Genomic DNA, 21,850 nt, shown 5'->3' on the forward strand with positions numbered 1-21,850 from the left:
CGCCCAAGTTGGTTAACGAACACGCCGAGGACGAAAGCCACTACGGTAGCGGCCCTCGTGCTTGAGCATAAAGACATCACGCCGCGGCCAAGCATAGCGAAAGATCACCAGAGCGAACATCAAGCTAAGAAACGCAGTCCAGGCACTTGCCAACCAAAGACCATGCACCAAGCCTGCAACGAGGAAGCTGGCCAAAACACTCAGCAAAGCTGCCAAAGGTAAAAACATGGCACCAGGTGACAGGTAACCTTCGGTTAAAAATCGCCCCAGATAATGTTGAACTGGCCAAATAATCAAAAATGCGGTCACGAACCAACCGAGGAAATTCTGTAGCGGCACATCGTAGTAGTAGTCACCATTACCACCCCACCAGATCCAGTATCCACGTACAATCGTGGCCACAGGCTCAAGCGCTAAATCAATGGCAGTCGCCATAAATGCAACTGAAAATGCGACGAAACCGGAGCTAAGCATACGCTCGCGAGACAGAACGGAAAAAAACAACAGCAATGGATAAAGCACCACCCACCAAGCCAGCGGAATTGCCCATGGCAAAACGCCTCCAATTGTTGGGCCGAACAGACCAGTGTAAGAATAATGACCAAAAGGATAGGTCGTCATCGCACCCAGCATTTCCACCACACCTGATAGAATAGCAATCCACAGAAAAATCGCGCCAGCCGCCCCCCAGCCGATCCTTCGCACTGCGTCCATGAAAATGACTGCCGCAGCCAACAACATGAACAGCAAATCCTCCCAGTGGCCAACTGGCGACTCATACGGAATCGCTACTACGACTAGTCCCACGAGGAACCAGACCGCGTACCAGACCAGTATGATATGAAATAGGCGGCGAAACATTGCCCGAAATCTGCACAGTAAACCTACCCGCCGCAAGCTCACTTAAAGCGCAATTTTCCATTCCTCGACCCTTTTTCATGGCTCGCAAGCCAAAGGGTATGAATGAACAGCAGCACAGAGCAGATATTGCCATGCAATCATGGCCAAGTATAGCTTAGGAGCAAGACAACAAAGCATGTCCGCCACGGCTATTTTGAGCAGACATCCAGAAAGAAGGCAGCAGCCTTTTATCAGGCGCTGATGGCGTCGAGCAGGTCTTCGCTATCGTACGAATGTAATTCAGTGGCGTGAGCGGCCCCAGTCATGTGTAGCATGAGCTTGATTGAGTTAACAACATCCTGCCCAGTAAAGCGTTGCATCCCCATGGTCTTGGTTACCTTGTGAGCAATCGTGTAGGGCTTGGCCCAGTGCCGCAGCCAGTATTCCTCAAGATAATGGGCTGAAATCTTCCCGCGCCCGATCATTTCTGGAGACATATCCTCGATTAAGTTACCATCCAGATCGATTGCATCAAAGGGAATCCCATGATCCGGTAGATCATGGGTAATCGCGCGACGAATGAGATAATAGTGCGTGAATTGATTGCCCGAAAGGTCGAGACGGAAACGCTTGGCGCGGCGCACGACATAATGAATTTCAGGAGGAAGGCTGGTGAGTTGTAGGTTAGAAAGATCAACCAAGAAGTTCGTGTAGCGTGTGCCATCTGTAATGACCTCCTGCAAACGATATTTTGCAACGAGGTAGTCTCGCTGCCGTTCCTTGTCCCAAGAGGTGAATGCGTCAATTTCTAGTAAGTGGCACTCTGCCGAGGGCGTCTTCAGAATTTCGAGGATCAGTGATTTAGGTGCTTGAGCGAGATAGAGTAGTTCGTCAACGGATAGGTAGTGTCGTTTATGTTTCATAGCGTAATAATCAGTATAATGGATGTTAATTGTACGGGCGACTTTCAATTGCTGCAATGTAAACACCTTATCAGACTATCGCAAAAACACGAAGATTTAAGGCGCTGAAGAAATCGTAAAAATTTTGCCGTTAGACGAACATTTCTCCCTAATAAAAGCCTTAGCCACTGGCAGAATTAAGGTTCTAATGAATCCCGTTTTAGCCTGCTCAAAAGCAAGGCCTTTAGCCCTTGTCCAAGGGCGCAAAGAATCAGCCAATCGCTTACTTTAACCTTTAACATTCGAGTTTTAAAGACTTACCTCCTTCCATGTCTGAAAATATCCGCCTAGACGGTCGCACTTGTGATCAACTTCGTACCATAACATTTGAACCCGGTATCGCTCCGAATGCCACTGGGTCTGTACTCGTCAGTTTTGGCAATACCCGTGTCATTTGCGGCGCGACGATTGAGAAGCGCGTCCCCGGCTGGATGAATGCGCAAGGTGTTGAAGGCGGCTGGATTACTGCAGAGTATTCAATGCTACCATATTCCACACACGACCGTAAGCAGCGCGACAGTTCAAAAGGGCGCGTTGATGGCCGTACCGTTGAAATCCAACGCCTCATTGGTCGTTCCATGCGTGCAGCTCTTGATCTCAAGAAGATGCCCGGCATGACACTCTGGATCGATTGCGACGTCCTTCAAGCGGATGGCGGCACGCGCACGGCTTCGATAACCGGTGCCTCTGTCGCCGCTAAAATTGCCATCAATCGCCTCCTAGCCGATGGTGTACTCAAGCAAAATCCAATGGAAAAGTCTGTCGCCGCCGTCAGCGTCGGAGTGTGGCAAGGGCTGGAAGTGCTCGATTTGCCTTATGTAGAAGACCGTGACGCCGACGTTGATTTCAATGTGGTTATGACTAGCGAGGGCGAATTCGTTGAAGTACAAGGCACCGGCGAAGAAGCCACCTTTACCCACGCACAACTCGACCGTCTGCTGGCTCTAGCCAAAAAAGGTATTGGCGAAATTAGCACATTACAGTTGGCAGCATTAAGTTAGTCGCCCATTCCGTCCATTAAATGAATGGAAATCCATTTAATGATACATTGAAAGAAATTAAGTTTAGGAACATCTCCCAAACGGCCAAAATACCGCGTAAACCGAGCAAATTAACGTTGCAAAACGAAAGTTGAACCAGACACTTTGCCGTCCAGCCCTCCTCCTGCACCCATGAATATTCACGAATACCAAGCGAAGGAATTGTTTTCCAAATATGGCATTGCCGTCCCTGCCGGCAAAGCTGCTCAAAGCGCAGACGATTTTGAATCGGCTCTTAATTCTATCAACGGCGACGTCGTTGTGGTAAAATCACAAATCCACGCAGGTGGACGCGGGAAAGGGACTTTTACCAGCGGCTTCAAAGGCGGCGTGAAGGTGCTGCCTAGAACAGAAGCGATTGAAGTTGCGGGCAAAATGCTGGGCAACACACTCGTCACCCATCAAACCGGCCCTGAAGGCCGTGAAGTCAAGACGGTCTATTTCACAGAAGCCAGCGACATTCAGAAGGAATATTATCTGGCGATTCTTCTCGATCGCGCAAGTAGCAGACCCGTTATCATCGCCTCGACTGAAGGCGGCGTAGACATCGAAACCGTCGCCGAAGAGAGTCCCGAGAAGATCATCCGCGTGATCATCGACCCAGCGACCGGCATCATGCCTTTCCATAAACGCCTAATTGCATTTGGCCTTGGCTTTTCCGACAAAAACCAGCTCAAGCAGTTGGATAAGCTCCTGAGCGGACTTTATAAGATGTTCTGGGAAACCGACGCATCGATGGTGGAAATTAACCCACTGATCACCACTCCCGCGGGAGACATTTTGGCCCTCGACGCCAAAGTCAATTTTGACAGCAATGCCCTCTTCCGGCACCCGGAAATCGTCGCCCTACGCGATCTTGGCGAAGAAGACCCCAAGGAAGTCAAGGCGTCCGACACCGGTCTCAGCTACATTGCGCTGGATGGCAACATCGCTTGCTTGGTCAATGGCGCTGGCCTCGCCATGGCGACGATGGACATTATTAAGCACTTCGGTGGCAATCCCGCAAACTTCCTTGATGTAGGCGGCGGCGCTAACGCCGATCAGGTCACCGAAGCCTTTAAGATCATCTTGAGTGACCCGAATGTAAAGGGCATCTTGGTCAACATTTTTGGCGGCATCATGAGCTGTAAGACGATTGCTGACGGCATTATTGAAGCAGCCAAGAACGTTGAAATTAACGTCCCGTTGGTCGTTCGCCTAGAAGGAAACTCCGTCGCAGAAGGCAAACAAGCGCTATCCGATAGCGGCCTAGCGCTGACACCAGCAGATTCCCTCTCGGACGCCGCCCAAAAAATTGTCAAGCTGGTTGCCGAGGCCAACTAAATTTATTTCCCAGAAACCCTTAGCATTACGATCATGAGCGTCCTCGTTGGCAAAAACACCCGCGTAGTCGGGCAAGGCATTACCGGCAAAGCCGGAACCAAACACGCCCTTAATAACATCGCCTACGGCACCAATTACGTCGCCGCAGTCACTCCTGGTAAAGGTGGACAACGATGGGAAGACAAACTACCTGTTTTCAATTCTGTCCATGACGCTGTCGCCAAAGAAGGAGCCAACACGTCTGTCATTTTCGTCCCCCCCCCCTTTGCAGCAGATTCCATCTTGGAGGCCATTGACGCTGGCATCGAACTAATCATCTGCATTACCGAAGGCATCCCCGTACGGGATATGACCGCGGTTAAAGATGCACTGATCAAGTCAGGCGGTAAAACACGGCTAATTGGCCCTAATTGCCCAGGCATTATGACCCCTGGCGAATGCAATATTGGCATCATGCCCGGTTACATCGCACAACCAGGTAAAGTCGGTGTCGTTAGCCGTTCTGGCACGTTAACTTACGAAGCGGTCTATCAACTGACTCAGCGGGGGCACGGTCAAAGCACTTGCATCGGTATTGGTGGTGATCCAATCAATGGCACCAGTCACCTGGATGCCGTCAAGCTCTTCAACGAAGACCCAGCAACTGAGGCCATCATTCTTATTGGTGAAATCGGCGGAAGCGCAGAAGAGGAAGCAGCAGCCTACATCAAAGAATTCGTCAAGAAGCCCGTCGCTGCCTTCATTGCGGGCACGACCGCTCCTCCAGGACGTCGCATGGGCCATGCTGGTGCCATCGTATCAGGATCCAGTGGAAGTGCGGAAACTAAGATTGCTGCGCTCAAAGACGCAGGTATTGCCGTAGCTCCAACACCCTCAGAAATCGGCGAAACTTTGCTTTCCATCTACGGTTAGCAAAAGCCTTCATCGTTCCCCTAAGTTGCCAAATAAAACGATCTGGCATGCTTTCTTGCATTTTTTTCTTAACTAATGCTAAAGCATGGAGCAGCAATTCCGTTTATATTATATCATTCAATAACGAGGAGCACAGAGGCAATTACGATTAAGCAATAGATGAAAAAATATCCTGCTTAATGTGTTGCAAATTTGTGACCCAATCCTTACCGATAAGAGATTCTTGATAAGCAACTTAGATTATGGCTAAAAAACAAACCCATGGGCGCGCGCCCGGAAAAACACAAATATCTATCAGCCTGCCTCAGGACCTGGTAGAAAAAATTGACCGTCTTGCGGCCACGGAAAACCGCAATAGGTCTAACTTCATCGCCACGCACCTTGAGTCGTTGGCGGGGGATGTTGAAGCGTCGGAACCTCCCAAGCGTTTCAAGAAAAAAGCTTCTAAAGCTTAATGTTCTGTCGGCGGAAGTCGACTGAATTGCCCCAATAATAAATCTCGTCACTTCGGTGGCGAGATTTTGTATTTCTTGCTAATTAGGCTGTTAAGCATCTCAATAGCTGAGTGAATATCTATGCCCACTGGTTGCCTTCAAATGCTTATTACGTATTTCACCTACTGGCTTGGCTCGGCGCAGTGATTGCGCTTCAGTGGCTTGGTTTTCCACGGTTACTTTGGCAGAATCGACACGCGATTTTTTACCCAGCCATACTATTGGGTAGCTACTTAGCCCTGACAGATATTGTAGCGGTGCACTTCGAAGTCTGGCATTTTGATGAAAAACTCATTCTCGCTGGAGCCGTTAGCTCACCCTTTCTTCAATTCTTCCTCAAACCGTTCGGTGTGCCCATCGAAGAGTGGCTTTTTTTCTACTTAACTGCCCTACTCGTTGCACAGAGCTTCATCCTTTTTTTGCCAGCCTCGCTTCGGCATGCCAAAAGGGATTAACGTCCCCAGCGCATATTTTTCCCCTTCTTTGCGCGCTTACGGCGTCGAGTGGGACCAGATTCGTCGTAGTCGCTTGTCGCCGCACCGCTCTTTAAAGCCTCAATTTGGTCACGCAACACTGCCGCACGTTCAAATTCCAGATTGTTTGCAGCCTCTAACATATCTGCCTCAAGCTCCGCCAAAACTGCAGCTACATCTTGATCACCACCTGCGGCTTTAAAATCAACTGGGTTTTCTGCAGCTTCCTGTCGATGTAAGCTCGCTTGCACGGCGCGACGGACGCTACGAGGAGTAATCCCGTGCTCCTTGTTGTAAGCAATCTGCTTAGCTCGGCGATCTTCAGTAATCGCAATTGTGCGGCGAAGTGAATCAGTAAGCTTATCCGCGTAAAGAATCACTCGTCCCTTCTCATGACGTGCCGCGCGACCTGCTGTTTGAATTAGACTTGTTTCGCTGCGCAAAAAACCTTCCTTGTCGGCGTCAAGGATCGCGACTAATGCAACTTCCGGCAAATCCAGCCCTTCACGTAGTAAATTCACCCCGACAAGCACATCGAATTCACCGCGGCGCAGATTACGCAGAATTTCCACCCGCTCAATGGCGTCGATATCGCTATGTAGATATTCTACTCGAATATCAGCCTCCCGCAAATAGCTAGTTAGGTCCTCACTCATGCGCTTGGTCAAGGTCGTCACGAGCACACGCTCCTGCGCATCAACCGCAGTCCTTACTTCGCCAATCAAATCCTCGACTTGGCCAGTCGTAGAGCGCATCTCCATCACTGGATCCAGCAGACCAGTCGGACGTACCACCTGATGCGCAATCACACTGGATTTCTCGAACTCCAACTTCGCGGGCGTCGCCGATACAAAGACACATTGCCCAGTAACATCCCAGAATTCATCAGGCTTGAGCGGTCGATTATCTAAAGCCGAAGGAAGTCTAAAACCAAAGTCCACTAATCGCTCCTTACGTGAACGGTCGCCAAAATACATGGCACCAATCTGCGGTACCGTGGCGTGGCTCTCGTCAATGATCAACAGCATATCTTTCGGAAAAAAGTCGATCAGGCACCATGGACGCTCCCCTTCCTTACGAGCAGACAAATGCCGTGAATAATTCTCGATTCCGTTGCAAAAACCCATCTCTTGCAGTAACTCCAGATCATAGTCTGTACGCATCTTTATCCGCTGTGCTTCTATCAAGCGACGGTCCTGCTCAAACTTTGCTACCTGTTGGTTAGCCTCATCGCGAATTGCCTCAACCGCAGTTTCCAGCTTGCGACGGGGAGTAATGTACTGATTGGCCGGGTAGAGCTGAAAATGGTTCAGATGTTCGCCCGTAGCCCCCGTTAAAGGATCTAGACCAGTGATCGCTTCAATTTCGTCCCCCCAGAACTCAATGCGAATGGCGCTTTCCATATAGGCAGGAAAGACGTCCACGACCTCACCTCGAACACGGAACTTACCACGCGTCAATGCAATGTCATTCCGTTCATATAGGTTCTCAACAAGTCGCTCAAGCAGGCGGTCTCGTCCAAATTCCTCCCCAACCCGTAGCGGAATCATCATTTCGCGGAAATCCTCCGGCGACCCCAATCCATAGATACAACTGACACTTGCCACAACCAGCACATCACGACGGCTGATTAGTGAGCTTGTCGCCGAGATTCTCAGACGTTCAATTTCGTCGTTGATGCTCGAATCTTTCTCGATGTAGGTATCGGTCTGCGGCACATAGGCCTCAGGTTGATAGTAATCGTAGTAGCTGACGAAGTACTCAACCGCGTTATTCGGGAAGAAACTCTTAAATTCAGAATATAACTGTGCCGCCAGGGTTTTATTATGCGAAATGACCAAAGTCGGCCGCTGTAGTTCTTGGACAATATTGGCCATCGTGAAGGTCTTTCCCGATCCCGTCACCCCCATCAATGTCTGAAATCGATTACCAGCCCTCAGTGAACGAGCCAGTAATTTAATGGCGTCAGGCTGGTCACCTTGAGGGTCATATTCGGACTGCAACTGGAAATCCACGATCCATGAACCATAGGGCGGGATGAGAGAAAAGCAACTACTGCTCAAATTTGCGCTAATCATTTTCCGCAATTAGCCGTAACTTAAATTTGCATAGTGCAGAAAATACCGCGTAGATGAAGTTTGCTAATTGGCGTTACCCCTAATTTCTCGGGCTTCATCTAATTCAGCAGTAATGTGCATTGCAGATTATCCCGTGCACAAAAAAAACAACTTTCAATTTATATGGTAAACGGAAAAGCCCTTATTTTGGCGACGAAACAATACGCTCACGACTATTCAACCGCCAGTTGGTGGGCGATCTTCTCCACACTAATCTTGCTCGCCGCCGCCATGGCAGGTGCTGCCTTAAGCACACATTGGATATTCCAACTTGGTTGCTCTGTTATGATGAGCCTGCTTCTCGTCCGATTTTTCGTCATCTACCATGACCATCAGCACCACGCAATTTTACCGCACAGCAAGTTTCTTAAGGTTGCAATGCGCGTCTGGGGCATGATCGCCCTGACACCCAACGGTATTTGGACGCATTCACATAACCACCATCACAACCACAATTCCAAATTGAAGGTGCCGCCATTTGGTTCGTTTCCAGTCATGACTGCTGAACGTTACCTACAAGCAACTAGGCAAGAGCGCTTCTTTTATGAGATTAACCGCCACCCCATCACGATTCTGTGCGGTTATTTCACAGCATTCGTATTTGGCATGTGTATTGCGCCTTTTTTTGAAAAACATCGTAAACATCAGGACTGCCTAGCTGCTTTGCTCGTTCACGCGGCGATTTATACCGTTCTCGGACTTATATTCGGTCTTCAAGCGATGTTCTTCGCCTGGTTCCTTCCACAATTCTTCGCAGGCGCTCTGGGAGCCTACCTCTTCTATGCACAGCACAATTTCCCCACAGTAACCTATCTTGACCGAGACGGCTGGACCTATGAAGGTGCCGCCCTGCAATCCTCCAGCTACTGTAAGATGGGGCCATTGATGAACTATTTCACTGCGAATATCGGCTACCACCATATCCACCACCTTAATAGCAAAATCCCATTCTACCGCCTACCTGAGGTGTATCGGAGCATGCCCGAGTTACAGACGCCCAAAACAACTTCACTGAAGTTTAAAGACATTTCTAGTTGTCTGAGCCTTCACGTGTGGGACCCCGCTCAACAGCGCATGATTTCTCGACGAGAAATGTATGCCTTAGCGGCATAACCACAAGCGAGATAGACTCAATCCAGCAGTACAGCGGCGTTAGCCGCTCCATAAAGCGAAATGCTGTACTCACGGATAATGTAGACCGGAAATTTCTTCAGAATTTCTTGGATATTCGGGCGAAAGTTCTGCTCGAAGTAATACATGAACTGCTTGCCATCCGCAAAGAACGAGTCGTTTTTCTCTACAATCCCCCCCGCTAGGTAAATGCCATTGGAGGGCAAAAGCACGGTAGCGAAATCCGCCGTAATCCGTCCATAGACTTTAATAAACATTCTCAACACGTCACGGCAAACGGGGTTATTGTCCGCGTGTGCCCCGATCATGGCGGGCTTGTCTGAGTCTGGTGCCGCATCAATGTCCTTTAAAATACCCGTCAAAGTGACCTTTCGCACATCTCGGTAAAAATTAAAGATATTCGCCAACCCTCGTCCGGACACCAAAAGCTCGATTTCCGAGGCAAAGTTGGTGTTTCGCGTCACATAATGCTTCAATTCGCTCGTTTCCGCGTCAAAATTTGCGAAACTCGCGTGTCCACCCTCCGATGGATAGGCGACCATTTTACCGCCATGGTTAATGACAAAGCCTACTCCCAGACCAGTGCCAGCTCCGATAATCAGTGATACGTCGCCAGACGGTTTCGACAGACTGCCGTCCGAATGAGGCAATTGAGTAATTTTCGATGGATCGTTGACGTCTAGCAGTGGCACACCATAGCTAATGGCCAGAAAATCATTGATAACGATCGTCGGAATCCCAATGGCTGCCGCAATTTCTTTGCCATCAATGTTCCAAGATAGATTGGACAGCTTACAGTAATTGTTCTCCACCGGCCCTGCCCCGCTAATGCAGCAACGCTCAATCTTGATGCCATCCAGCCGTTTACCCGCCTCAGCGAGAGTTTGCCTAATCGGCTCAATGAGTCCCTTGATCTCAGGACTGGGGAACACGCATTCAATTAGAAGCGTAAAATGACCGTCATTTTCTCCCACCAACGCCAAGTTGCTGTTAGTGCCGCCAATATCGCCTGCCAGCAGGAAGCGGGTGAAAGTCGTTTCAGTGGAATGCCAGGTCGTGCGCATGTTCGGTGATTACAAACAAGTGTGTTTAATATAATAGTAACGGAGTATTAACGTCGACTATACTGGACAAAACCAAGATTAAACGACAAAAGCAAACCAATCTCCATGGAACAACTACAGCAGATTTACACCGAGGCACTCCGCTGGTATAATTTGCCCTTTACTGCACTATTAGCCCTCGTACTCTTGTATTGGGTATTCAGCATAATTGCTGGCCTGTTCGGTGCCGTAATCGATTTCGACATGGATGCTGATTTAGATACCGATGTGGACACGGAAGGTGGCACGGTCCTCGGCAAATTCTCTCGAGTCCTGAGTGATGGCGAGGCACCTTTCACCGTGGCACTTTCATTCTTCGCTTTTTTAATGTGGGGAATGATGATGACGCTGAACCATTTTTTTAACCCAGCTAGCGTATGGGCAATTGGCATGGCTATCATGGCTGCCTCGCTCGCAGTCGCGCTTTTTATCACGCGAGCTATCATGCGTTTTCTGTCACGATTAATCCGAAAAATTTTCGGTATCACACCTCAAAATGAAAGCTTCATAGACGCAATTGGGGTAGTAATCACCAGTGAAGTCACTGAGACCTTCGGCCAAATCGAAGTTTATCATGACGGTGTCCCCTGCCGCTTTAGCGTAGATCTGTTCCCCGGTTCCGAGCCTCTTATTAAGGGTGATTATGCCAAAATCGTACGCAAAGGCCGTAAAGGAAAGACCTATTTGGTTGTAAAAACAGTTGAAGAGCCATCTTTGCCCAAAGGAAATTCAAAGTGACTGCTTTCGTGTCCATAGCGATCGCTTTGCTCATCGGAGGCTTGCTGCTTGCATGCGTGCGAACCCCTGCCCCAGGCCAAGCCTTAGTGCGCACTGGCTTGGGCAGCACCCGCGCTACCACTGGCTCTGTGCTCGTTTTACCAGGAGTCCATCAATCTGAGAGTTTGGATCTCACCCTCACCCGAATTCCTCTGTCATTTCGTGGGCCGAATAATCCACTCATCTCCGCTGACCAACAATTATTCGATCTCGAAATCAGCTTATTTTTCCGAGTGTCAGCCGAAGAGTCCGCAATTCTCCAAGCAATTAACCATTTCAGCGCGCAAACGCTTAATGATGAGCCCGCCCTAGTCGCTGCAATCAGCGATGACGTCGCTCAATCGATTCGCACCATTGCGGGCAATTGCTCATGGTCACAAATCCAATCTCAACCCGATGATTTCAAATCCAGTCTCAGTGAACGATTAACCATACTTACTCCTGGACTGGCCGTGGATAGCATTGCCCTCGATCACATCGATAAATTCCCGCCAGACATCAGCTCACGTCAGAGCACCCGCTTGCTCTAAAATAGATTTAAAACTAAACATTAAAACAAGCCATAACTAACAACCAACACTGTCATGTTCATTCCAGTCTATAAAAACACCCCTCAAGGTCGCGCCATGGTTCGCACGGGCATGGGAGGCATCAAAGTCTCCTTCTCCGGGATCCTTTATTTCACCGTTCTCCACCGCCTTGAGGTCATGGACATCTCGATCAAACGCGTCCGCGTTGATCGCCGTGGCAAGGAAGGCCTTATTTGCCGAGATAACATTCGGGCCGATATCACCGTCGACTTCTTTGTCCGGATCAATGACACGATCGAAGACGTTCGCCAAGTCGCCACCACGATTGGTTGCGAACGCGCCAGCGACCTCGATAAGATTCGTGAACTCTTTGACGCCAAGTTCTCCGAAGCGCTCAAGACTGTCGGCAAGCAGTTCGACTTTGAAGAGCTCTACATCGAGCGCGAAAAATTCCGCGATGAAATAAAGAAGGTCATCGGTGTAGATCTCAATGGTTACGTGCTCGATGACGCCGCCATCGATTATCTCGAGCAAACGGCGCTAACCGAGCTCAACCCAGATAACATTCTCGACGCTGAAGGTATCAAGAAGATCACCGATCGCACCTCCCGCGAAAAGATCCTCGCCAATCAAATCGACCAAGATCGTATCAAAACGATCACCAAACAGAACGTCGAGGCCCGTGAGGCCGTCCTGGAACTGGAAAAACAACTCGCCGAAGCCGAGCAAAAGCAGAAGCGCGAAGTTGCCGTCATCACCTCTCGCGAAGAAGCAGAAGCGGCCCGCGTCCATGAGGAACAGCGTCTGCGCGCCGAAACGGCCCGTATTGCAACCGAGGAAGAACTAGCTATAGCCGAGGAGAATAAGCTCCGCCAAATCATCGTGGCGGAAAAATCTAAACAACGCACGGAAGCCATTGAAACCGAGCGTGTAGAGCGTGATCGTCAATTGGAAGTCGTTGAGCGCGATAAGGTTACTTCCCTCGCCGACATCGAAAAAGACAAGGCCATTGAAAAAGAAAAACGCGAAATACAAGAAGTCATCAAAGAGCGCGTGATGGTCGAAAAAACCGTCGTTGTAGAGCAGGAAAAAATCAAAGATACTGAGGCCTTTGCGGGTGCCGATCGTGCGAAAAAAGTCGCAATTACCCAAGCAGAACAACGCGCCGAAGAGCAACTCGTCGAAAAGGTTAAAACTGCCCAAGCCAGCAAGGAAGCCGAACAACTCAAGGCAGATGAACTGTATTACCATGAAGTTCGTAAGGCAGAATCCTCCAAGAAATCCATTGAGCTGAAGGCCGAGGAAACCGTAATTTCTGCCGAAGCGCATGAAACTGCAGCCGGTCGCGAAGCTGCAGCCAAAAAGACCCTCGCCGAGGGTGTTACCGCTGAATCTGCCGCAGAAGGTCTTGGCCATGCGAAAGTCTTGGAAGCGAAAGCAAGCGCGTTTCAAAAACAAGGCGAAGCCGAGGCCTCCGTTGCCGAACTTAAATTTCTGGCTGAAGCCAAGGGCATCAGCGAGAAGGGTGCAGCCAACGCTAGTGCCGATGAAAAGAAGTTCTTGGCCGAAGCCGAAGGTATCCACAAGAAGGCCGATGCTATGAAAGTCTTCAACGAAGCCGGAAAAGAACACGAAGAATTCAAGCTACGTCTGCAAAAAGACAAAGAAATCGAACTCGCAGAAATCGCCATCAACGAGAAGATCGCCGAGTATCAGGCACACGTCCTCGGCGAAGCACTCAAGAACACCAAGGTCGACATCGTCGGTGGCAGCACAGACTTCTATGACCGTGTCGTAGGTGCCGTTACTCGCGGTAAATCCATCGATCGCTTGATCGATAACTCCCATGCCCTGACCGACGTCAAGGACACCTTTTTCAATGGTGACCCTGAATACTTCAAGACCAAGCTGAAGGCATGGACCGAGCAGTTCAACATATCGACAGAAGACATCAAAAATCTCTCTGTCGCTGCCCTTCTCTCCCGCATTGCTGATAAGGCCGATGGCAACGATAAGAAGGAAGCCAACGACCTGCTGTCACTCGCTGAAAAATACGGTATTAGCAGTAAGAAGGCTGGCGAATTCTTCGACACGCTGATCAGAAACTGATCACTAGAATCTAGCAGGCCTTAGTCGCTTAAAGATACAGCGACTAGGGGCTATGGATAAAGACTAGGAACATCATAGCTATGGCTGATACAGCAACCGACACCCCCGCACCTGCCTCGGCACCCAAGCTCGAAGGTGGTGCCTATGAGGTCATCAGACAGCGTCTGGACACCCAGTCCGCCGAGCTACTCAAGCGGCTACAGACTCTCAACATCAATCGGCAATCCGTTTTCGGCGCGATCGAAAACAAGCTCATCGCCACTGACCGCATAACCACCGAGCATAACTGTACGCCTCGGGATATGGTTTCGCTGCCGGGTGGTCGTTTCTTGTTCGGTTACAACGTCAAACTCGGCCTAAAATCGCAGATGCAGATCGGCGACGTCTTTGCGGCTTATCGCTTAGATGGCGAGGATCAAAGCTTCCACACAGAAGCTCTCGATATAATTAGCAATCAGGAGTTCCAAGAGGACTTCGCCTACCTTTATAAGTATTACAAGGCAACGAGCTTCGTGAAATTCCTCCTACGTGGTCACGAGTTCTACATGGCGTTTCGCATCAGCGATGACATTCGAGACATCAAGGTATTCAAGTGGCTCATCACTGATGACGGGCTAAACTATCTGGGGAATCGCTTCGACCCAGAATACACCTTCCCTCCGCAACATTCGTTTACCTGGACACGCGCCCATCGTGAAATGCAGCGCAGCGGTCAGCATCCGCACATCTCCATCGAAGATAAGCTCTTTGTAGAAACAGTCGGCGGCGACCTCACGATCAAAATTGAAGACAACACCACCTCTGGCGAAGGAATTTATTCCGAGCCCGTTGATCACGTTGATCAAACACTGGATGATGCTGATATTTTCTATGCCGTTGTCGGAGAACTAATACTGTTACGAATCCTTCCCTATCAGGAAAAAAAGACGCGCTATTTCATCTACAACAGCAAGGTGAAAGAGGTACGCCGCAGTGATGCAATTGGCTCAAGTTGTGTCGCTCTCCCCGAAGAACAAGGCGTGATCTTCGCGAACGGCTATTACTTGCATAGTGGTGAGTGTAAACTGTTCGACAGCTCACACAGTAACATGTGGTTCGAGCGACTCGTGAAATCGCCCAATGGCGAGGACTTCCTGTTTTCTTTCTACGAACGGGTAACGGGCGAATACGTGCTGATGAGCTACAATCTCATCCAGCAAACTGTCGGCACGCCAATCATCTGCCACGGCTTCACGATTTTTGACAACGGCGAGATGGTTTACTTCCGCGGTGGTGACGAGGCGCAGAAACACCACTCACTGCAAATCTGGCAGACACCTTTCACCAACGATGACCTCCCCCCCACCGGCAAGGCAGATAGCTACCTGTTTAAAGTCGGTAACAAGGAAGTCGTCCGCAGTATGAGCGAATGCTATGAGGTTTACAATCTCCTACAAAAGGACGAAAGCTACACTGGACTCTATGTTGACCTTGTAAAGCTTAGCAGCGACATCCTCGATACGTATTTCTGGCTCAACAGCGATGAGGCCGCGAATATCAAGGAAACGCTATATACAATCAATCGCACCGCACAAAGCGCGATCGATGAGTTCGATAAGGTCCAGCGCATCCGTAAATCCACCAACGAGCAAACTGAAGCCGTTCAGGTGCGCGTGCGCAAAGTCACCACCGAAGTCAGTAGCACAAAGCCGGACGATATCATTGGCTTCGTCCGTAGTTTGGCAGACTTGCGCACATTGCGCGGTGAGATAATCGGCCTGCGTGACCTGCGCTACGCTAACATTCCTCTCAGCGAGGAGCTGGAGAACAAAGTCCGAGCCCTCTCGGATCAGGTCGCACAGCAGGCAGTAGAATTCCTCCTGCTCGATGAAGCGCTCGACCCGTATCGGAATGCTGTTGAAGAGCAAGCTACTGCGATCGAGCAAATTGAAAAGGTCACTCAGGCCAATGAAATCAGCGAAAAGCTTGACGCAGCTGGTGCTGAGTTAGAGCTGCTCATTGAAATTGTTGGTAACCTCAAGATTGAAGATGCAACGCAAACCACGCGCATCATCGACTCGATTTCCAACATTTACTCCCGCCTGAACCAGGTCCGTAACGATTTAAAGGCGCGGCGCAAAGAGCTCATGCTGGTCGAAGGTGCCGCTCAGTTCAATGCCCAGCTCAAGCTACTCAACCAAGCGGTTGCTAATTATCTGGACCTCTGCGAAACGCCTAAGCAGTGCGATGATTACCTGACCAAGCTCATGGTACAGCTCGAGGAACTTGAAGGCCGCTATGCAGACTTCGACGAATATCTCGACCAGCTGACGACAAAGCGTGACGAACTCTATAATGCTTTTGAAACAAAGAAAATGTCGCTTCAGGAGTCGCGTAACCGACAGACGACTCGTCTGCTCACCAGCGCAAAGCGTATCCTGACTGGCATTGAAAATCGTGCTAAGGGCCTCAAGGAAATCACAGACATCAACGGCTATTTCGCAAGCGACCTCATGGTCGAAAAAGTCCGCGACATCGCTGATGAACTGGGAAAAATCGGCGAAAACCTCAAGGGCGACGACATCCTTGGCCAGCTCAAAACCGTTCAAAGTGATGCCATTCGACAACTCAAAGATAAGCAAGAACTCTTTGTCGACGGCGAGGACATTATCCGCTTTGGCCAGCACAGTTTCAGTGTTAATACGCAAGAGCTAGCGCTGACCACCGTCCAGCGAGAAGGCGGTATTTACTTCCACCTCTCAGGCACACAGTTTTTCGATCCGATTAAAGATGAGGTGCTGCTCGACACACGATCCGTGTGGGAAATGGAGGCCATCAGTGAAAGTCGTGTGGTCTACAGAGGTGAATATCTAGCCTATCAATTACTCAGGCATTTCGACGCCAAAAATAAGGCGGAAAATTCCGATCTCAACATTTCATCAAGTGACTACCAAGCGTTGGATGACAAAGCACGGCTAGAGTTTGTCCAACGTTTCATGGCCCCTCGCTATCAGGAGGGCTACATGAAGGGGGTGCATGACGAGGACGCGTTTCGCATACTCGACGCCCTACTGGCCATCCACAGCACTGTCGGCCTTCTGCGTTACTCACCTGATGCCCGCGCCTGTGGCCTCGTATACTGGCAGCACTTTATCGGCCGCACTCCCGATAACGATTTACTATCGGCTAAGGTCGACGCTTTTGGCGAAATGCTTCGCCTCTTTCCCCAGCACCGCACTCAACAGGGTTATGTCAACGAATTGCACAAGCGCATCACTACATTTTGCGAAGACTCAGGTCTTTGTGACGCGAAACTGGCTGAAGATGCCGCCGAGTATCTCTTTCATGAGTTAATCGACGCCGAGTCCTTTACCGTTTCACTTGAGGCCGCCTCATTGGCGGAAAGCTTCCACCACGAACTCGTATCCAAACGCTTCACCGACAAGCTTGAAAAGGCACGCGCCGCCATGCGCGGTAATGCCCCGGGTGAATTCCAAGTCCTCCGAGACTGGATACGCGGCTACGCATTGGCGCAGAACATGCCCGAGAATCAATTTGAGTATCTCGACGAAGCTGCCGCGCACCTACTACGTGGTCCAATTGAAAAGCGCCACGTTGTTGATGTCCCGATCGAAACAGAGATCACTGGCCTACGTGGAGATCACGACGTCGTCCAAGGCAAGGTCATCTACCTACATTACAATAAGTTCCTCGCCAAGATGCGGGAGCATGAGCGCGAAGTCGTACCGCTCTACCGCCGTTTCCAAGAGCGTAAGGCCGAGCTCGTCGATGTCATGCGCGAAGACTTACGCCTTAACGAGCTTAAGCCTCGAGTGATGAGCGCCTTTGTCCGCAACCAACTTCTGGACAAAGTATATCTGCCGATGATCGGCGACAATCTTGCCAAACAAATCGGCACGGCAGGTGGCGACGCCCGTACCGACCGCATGGGCATGCTACTGCTCATCTCCCCCCCCGGCTACGGCAAGACCACGCTCATGGAGTATATCGCAAACCGGTTGGGCATTACTTTCGTCAAGGTCAACGGACCTGCGATCGGACATCACGTCACCAGTCTCGACCCCGAAGATGCGCCCAACAAGGCTGCGGCGGAGGAAGTCGAAAAACTCAATCTCGCCTTCGAAATGGGCGACAACGTGATGATTTATCTGGATGACATTCAGCACTGTAATCCAGAGCTGCTGCAAAAGTTCATTTCTCTTTGCGATGCCCAGCGTAAAATCGAAGGCGTTTACAAAGGCAAAGCGCGGACTTACGATTTAAAGGGCCGTAAAGTGGCTGTCGTTATGGCGGGCAATCCGTACACCGAAACGGGTGGCAAATTTCAGATCCCGGACATGCTCGCCAACCGCGCCGACACCTACAACCTCGGCGACATCATTGGCGGGCATCATACCGCTTTTGAAGATAGCTATCTGGAGAATTCGCTGACCTCTAACACCGCGCTTCGTCCGTTATCCAATCGAAGCCGTACTGACGTCTATGCAGTCATTAAAATTGCGAAGACGGGCATTCGAGAAGGCGTCGAATTTGAGGGTAGCTATTCGGGCGAAGAAGTCGAAGAAATGGTAGGCGTCATGAAAAAGATGATGCGCGTCCGCGACACAATTCTCCGGGTCAATCTGGCTTATATTAAGAGCGCAGCGCAAGCTGACGATTTCCGCACAGAACCTCCGTTCAAGCTCCAAGGCTCTTACCGTAACATGAACCGAATTGCGGAAAAGCTACTGCCAATAATGAGCGACAGCGAAGTCGAATCGCTGATCGATGACCACTACGAAAATGAAGCCCAAACCCTCACCCAGGGTGCTGAAGCGAATTTGCTCAAGTTCCGTCAACTTGAGGGCAAAATCACTCCCCCCGAACTCGAACGCTGGGAGGAGATTAAAAAACGCTTTACGAAGAACAAGATACTTGGTGGTGCAAACAGCGACCCAGTCAACAAAGTCGTCAGCCAGTTGGCAGACAACAACACGGCACTCAGCGAAGGTTTATCTGCACTGGGCGAGCGCCTCGCAGCAATGCGTCAGCCCGTTACCTTCGACGGAAGCACCTTGGATAAGATTCGTGCCCTATTCCCGAACCCTCCAGAACCCAAGCCGCTTCAACTCGACGAATCAACTTTAGCCAAACTCAGTGAACTCTTGCCCAAACGCTCGGAACAGCCACCTACCCTAGCCTTGTCTGACGAGGCAGCCACACTGCTCAACAAACTCGTCAACAGTCTCGAAAAATCCGCTAAACCCAAATCAACACCAAAACCGCAAGCTGACTCGGCGACTATCTATGCAGAAGCCATCGAAAAGTTGGGAGAGAAATTGGCAGCCCGCCCCAGCGTTGTCCTACCAAAGCTTTCATTAGACGAAAGAACGGATAGCACCCTTGATCAAATCCTTGAGGCCTTCCATGTGCTCTTCCGCCACACCGGTATCGAACCGCAGGCCCAACGAGATACTCCGCCGAAAAAAACGCGCCCGAAGAAACCTCTGGCCGATGATTCGCTTTGAAGCCAGGTAGATATATCAACTAGCCACCCTCATTGGAGCAAGAGGCCACTTATAGCTACGCGCCTGCGGCTTCCTCCTCAATACGGGCGATGTATTCGCTAACATTACAAGTCAGCAAACGGCTACCGCTAGGGCTGATTTCTAACACTTTGTTGACCACCGGATCGAGGAAATCTCGGTCGTGACTAACGATGAGCATGGTGCCACTAAAAAGGGTGATTGCTTCCTGCAGCACTTCTTTACTGCGAAGGTCCAAGTGATTCGTCGGTTCGTCGAGAATAATGCAGTTAGCTGGCCGCATTAGCATCTTCGCCAGAGCAACGCGATTACGCTCTCCCCCTGAAAGCACACTGATGGACTTCTGCTGCGCCTGGCCACTAAAGAGTAGTGCGCCGAGAGCAGCACGAGGGTTCGCATTGGGGTTTCCATCCACAGCGCTTTCAGCCTCCTCTTGGACGGTGTTATTTGGATTCAATTCTTCGGCTTGCTGCTGGGCGAAATATCCGATGACAGTATTTACACCTTTGTCGATTTCGCCGGAATCAACTGGCTCAACTCCCGCGAGAATACGAGCCAACGTGGATTTACCCGCGCCGTTGACACCAACCACTGCGATGCGGTCACCACGATCAATCCGGAGACTCAAGCCCTTGAAAACCTGAATATCCCCATAGGATTTATAAATGTCCTTAATTTCCACCACCTTCTGGCTTGCTGGCGGTGGCTCGGGGAAACGGAAATAAATTTTCCGCTCCTCACGATCCACTTCGACACGCTCGATCTTATCAAGTTGCTTAATACGGCTCTGCACCATGCTCGCCTTCTTCTGATTCGCACGGAAGCGGTTGATGAATTCCTTCTGGCGTGCAATATCCTTAGACTGATTGTCGGCCTTTTTGCGCTGCGTAGCCAATCGCGCGGCGCTCTCCTTTAAGTAAAAGCTGTAGTTGCCGGAATAGGTGTTAAGGTTACCAAATTTAAGCTCATAGGTCGCATTGGTCACGGCATTCAGAAATGCCTTATCGTGGGAGATAACCATGAGCGACCCGTGATAGCCTTGCAGATACTTCTCTAGCCAGTTCTGAGAAATAATGTCCAAGTGATTCGTCGGCTCGTCCAAAAGCAAGAGTGAAGGCTTTTTCAAAAGGAGTTTAGCCAAGGCAATGCGCATTTGCCAACCGCCGGAAAATTCCTCGGTCTGACGGCCCATATCACTCATTGAGAAGCCAAGACCTTGTAGAATACGCTCGATCTGAGACTTTATTTTTGCCGGTTCAGCATCTTCCAGTTGTTGCTCCCACTCACCAATCGTGTCAATAAGCTCATAGTACGCTGGGTCATCAGTATCCAGCTCGTACATTTGTTCGGAGGCGGCATCGATTTTTTCCTGTAGCTGTAGTATGTCCGCAAAGGCGGTTTCCACCTCTTCAAACAAAGTTTTGCCACGTGCTTCAATGCCATCCTGGGGCAGATAGCCCAGCGTCACGTATGAATGCTTCTCAATAGCCCCGCTGTCATACTCTGCCAAGCCAAGGAGCACCTTAATTAAGGTAGATTTACCTGAACCATTCACCCCAATTAACGCGATACGATCGCGTGGGCCGATGGTGGCATTAATTTCGCTGAAAATAGCTTTTTCGCCATAGGCGAGGCTGAGGTCGTTGATAACTATCATGATGCTTCCTATGAATACGGAGCAAGTAGATTGCCATTCAGTGTGAATCTGGCCAGTACAGAATTTAGTCTAGATACGGTAATTTAAAAAAGCTTAGTCTTTAATCTCACAGTTCAAGCCCCCCCCTCGATCTGGAAAGCAATTTGAGCATGCCGTTTGCCTTACTACGTAATTACCCCTATGACCGTCCCAGCACGAACCCGCCGTTATTCAGTTTTTTGAAGCGATTTGACGTGTCTCAAAAACTTAAAGGAATGCCGTAACACGCCTTATTTACGATGCATAATTGAAATTGGCCCATCTACTGCAATTTAGGCAGAAAAAAATCAAAACTTTCCCTTGCCAAGCGAAAAGTCAGCGGCATACTCCACCAACTTTGATGCCCGGTAGCTCAGCGGTAGAGCAGGTGGCTGTTAACCACTTTGTCGCTGGTTCGATCCCAGCCCGGGCAGCCATTTTGGACCATGTGTCCAAGTGTGCCAGATAGCGCCTGAGCAAGCCTATCTATCTTGTTTTCAAGAGCTTGGAGTTTCGAAATCTCGTCCTTGCTTGTGCCAGACTGTGACTGCTCAGGACCCGTAAAGACAGGCTCGGGAGTGCATACGGGAGTGCAATTTTTCTGAGCAAATAGTTTGGTTACGTTGGCTCCCTCAGAAAGTTTGGCCACGTTCATATAATGCTTTGATGTAGTCGAAGCGTTTGAGTGCCGCAGAATTGATTGAATGAATGGCAATTCCATTCCTTTCGTGGCAAGCCAATGGCCGAACGTGCGCCGGAGCGCATGAAAGTCCAAGTCGCCGAATTCATTACTGTATTGTAAGCCTGCCCGCTCGAGGTCCGCTTTTAGAACCTGGTAG

At 50.0% G+C, this 21,850-nt stretch carries 15 protein-coding genes, 1 tRNA gene and 1 pseudogene; 11 read left to right on the forward strand and 6 right to left on the reverse strand.

Annotated elements, in window-relative coordinates:
• Positions 1–12: 12 nt before the first annotated feature.
• Together IE065_RS07475 and IE065_RS07480 are read right to left on the reverse strand one after the other, a co-directional pair.
• Complete coding sequence (locus IE065_RS07475; protein ID WP_189513483.1) at positions 13–861, reverse strand: carotenoid biosynthesis protein; 849 nt, start codon at positions 859–861, stop codon at positions 13–15.
• A gap of 230 nt (positions 862–1,091) precedes the next feature.
• Positions 1,092–1,763 carry a hypothetical protein gene (locus IE065_RS07480; protein WP_189513485.1) on the reverse strand — a complete coding sequence of 224 codons (672 nt, stop codon included), beginning with the start codon at positions 1,761–1,763 and terminating at the stop codon, positions 1,092–1,094.
• 308 nt (positions 1,764–2,071) lie between these two features.
• Between IE065_RS07480 and rph the strand changes: the two genes are divergently transcribed.
• The 5 genes from rph to IE065_RS07505 all read left to right on the forward strand — a co-directional run bounded on the left by rph (position 2,072) and on the right by IE065_RS07505 (position 6,026).
• Positions 2,072–2,803, forward strand: a complete 732-nt coding sequence (gene rph, locus IE065_RS07485) for a ribonuclease PH (protein WP_234043686.1) — start codon at positions 2,072–2,074, stop codon at positions 2,801–2,803.
• A 171-nt stretch (positions 2,804–2,974) separates the two neighbouring features.
• Positions 2,975–4,165, forward strand: coding sequence for an ADP-forming succinate--CoA ligase subunit beta (sucC, locus tag IE065_RS07490; RefSeq protein ID WP_189513487.1), 1,191 nt, complete (start codon positions 2,975–2,977; stop codon positions 4,163–4,165).
• 33 nt (positions 4,166–4,198) lie between these two features.
• A complete protein-coding gene (gene sucD / locus IE065_RS07495; protein WP_189513489.1) occupies positions 4,199–5,077 on the forward strand; it encodes a succinate--CoA ligase subunit alpha in 879 nt (292 codons plus the stop codon).
• A 242-nt stretch (positions 5,078–5,319) separates the two neighbouring features.
• Complete coding sequence (locus IE065_RS07500; RefSeq protein ID WP_189513491.1) at positions 5,320–5,532, forward strand: ribbon-helix-helix domain-containing protein; 213 nt, start codon at positions 5,320–5,322, stop codon at positions 5,530–5,532.
• A 110-nt stretch (positions 5,533–5,642) separates the two neighbouring features.
• The gene (locus IE065_RS07505; RefSeq protein WP_189513493.1) at positions 5,643–6,026 is read left to right on the forward strand and encodes a hypothetical protein; all 384 of its coding nucleotides are present in this window, start codon (positions 5,643–5,645) and stop codon (positions 6,024–6,026) included.
• On the opposite strand, the gene uvrB is transcribed toward IE065_RS07505, so the two are convergent.
• Positions 6,023–8,122 (reverse strand): excinuclease ABC subunit UvrB, encoded by a 2,100-nt coding sequence (gene uvrB / locus IE065_RS07510; protein WP_189513495.1) that lies wholly within the window; start codon positions 8,120–8,122, stop codon positions 6,023–6,025. The two genes, IE065_RS07505 and uvrB, sit on opposite strands and share 4 nt — an antisense overlap.
• A 162-nt stretch (positions 8,123–8,284) precedes the next feature.
• On the opposite strand from uvrB, the gene IE065_RS07515 reads away from it, so the two are divergent.
• Complete coding sequence (locus IE065_RS07515; RefSeq protein ID WP_189513497.1) at positions 8,285–9,274, forward strand: fatty acid desaturase family protein; 990 nt, start codon at positions 8,285–8,287, stop codon at positions 9,272–9,274.
• Between the two features lie 17 nt (positions 9,275–9,291).
• Here the strand turns inward: IE065_RS07515 and IE065_RS07520 are convergent, their stop codons facing one another.
• On the reverse strand, positions 9,292–10,356 hold the full coding sequence (locus IE065_RS07520) for a glucokinase (protein ID WP_189513499.1): 1,065 nt from the start codon (positions 10,354–10,356) through the stop codon (positions 9,292–9,294).
• A 105-nt stretch (positions 10,357–10,461) separates the two neighbouring features.
• Between IE065_RS07520 and IE065_RS07525 the strand changes: the two genes are divergently transcribed.
• The 4 genes from IE065_RS07525 (at position 10,462) to IE065_RS07540 (ending at position 19,318) form a co-directional block, all read left to right on the forward strand.
• A complete protein-coding gene (locus tag IE065_RS07525) occupies positions 10,462–11,133 on the forward strand; it encodes a hypothetical protein (protein WP_189513501.1) in 672 nt (223 codons plus the stop codon).
• An 8-nt stretch (positions 11,134–11,141) separates the two neighbouring features.
• Positions 11,142–11,702, forward strand: coding sequence for an SPFH domain-containing protein (locus IE065_RS07530; RefSeq protein WP_189513503.1), 561 nt, complete (start codon positions 11,142–11,144; stop codon positions 11,700–11,702).
• Between the two features lie 54 nt (positions 11,703–11,756).
• Positions 11,757–13,811, forward strand: a complete 2,055-nt coding sequence (locus tag IE065_RS07535; protein ID WP_189513505.1) for a flotillin family protein — start codon at positions 11,757–11,759, stop codon at positions 13,809–13,811.
• An 80-nt stretch (positions 13,812–13,891) separates the two neighbouring features.
• Complete coding sequence (locus IE065_RS07540) at positions 13,892–19,318, forward strand: DNA repair ATPase (protein WP_189513507.1); 5,427 nt, start codon at positions 13,892–13,894, stop codon at positions 19,316–19,318.
• A gap of 55 nt (positions 19,319–19,373) precedes the next feature.
• Here IE065_RS07540 and IE065_RS07545 read toward each other — a convergent pair whose 3' ends face one another.
• The gene (locus IE065_RS07545) at positions 19,374–20,993 is read right to left on the reverse strand and encodes an ABC-F family ATP-binding cassette domain-containing protein (RefSeq protein WP_189513509.1); all 1,620 of its coding nucleotides are present in this window, start codon (positions 20,991–20,993) and stop codon (positions 19,374–19,376) included.
• A 380-nt stretch (positions 20,994–21,373) separates the two neighbouring features.
• Here IE065_RS07545 and IE065_RS07550 point away from each other — a divergent pair.
• A tRNA-Asn gene (locus IE065_RS07550) sits at positions 21,374–21,448 on the forward strand.
• A 215-nt stretch (positions 21,449–21,663) separates the two neighbouring features.
• Here IE065_RS07550 and IE065_RS18355 read toward each other — a convergent pair.
• Positions 21,664–21,834: pseudogene (locus IE065_RS18355) on the reverse strand (tyrosine-type recombinase/integrase); the annotation flags it as partial.
• Between the last annotated feature and the right edge of the window lie 16 nt (positions 21,835–21,850).

Source organism: Cerasicoccus arenae, assembly GCF_014651635.1.
Taxonomy (GTDB): Bacteria; Verrucomicrobiota; Verrucomicrobiia; order Opitutales; family Cerasicoccaceae; genus Cerasicoccus; species Cerasicoccus arenae.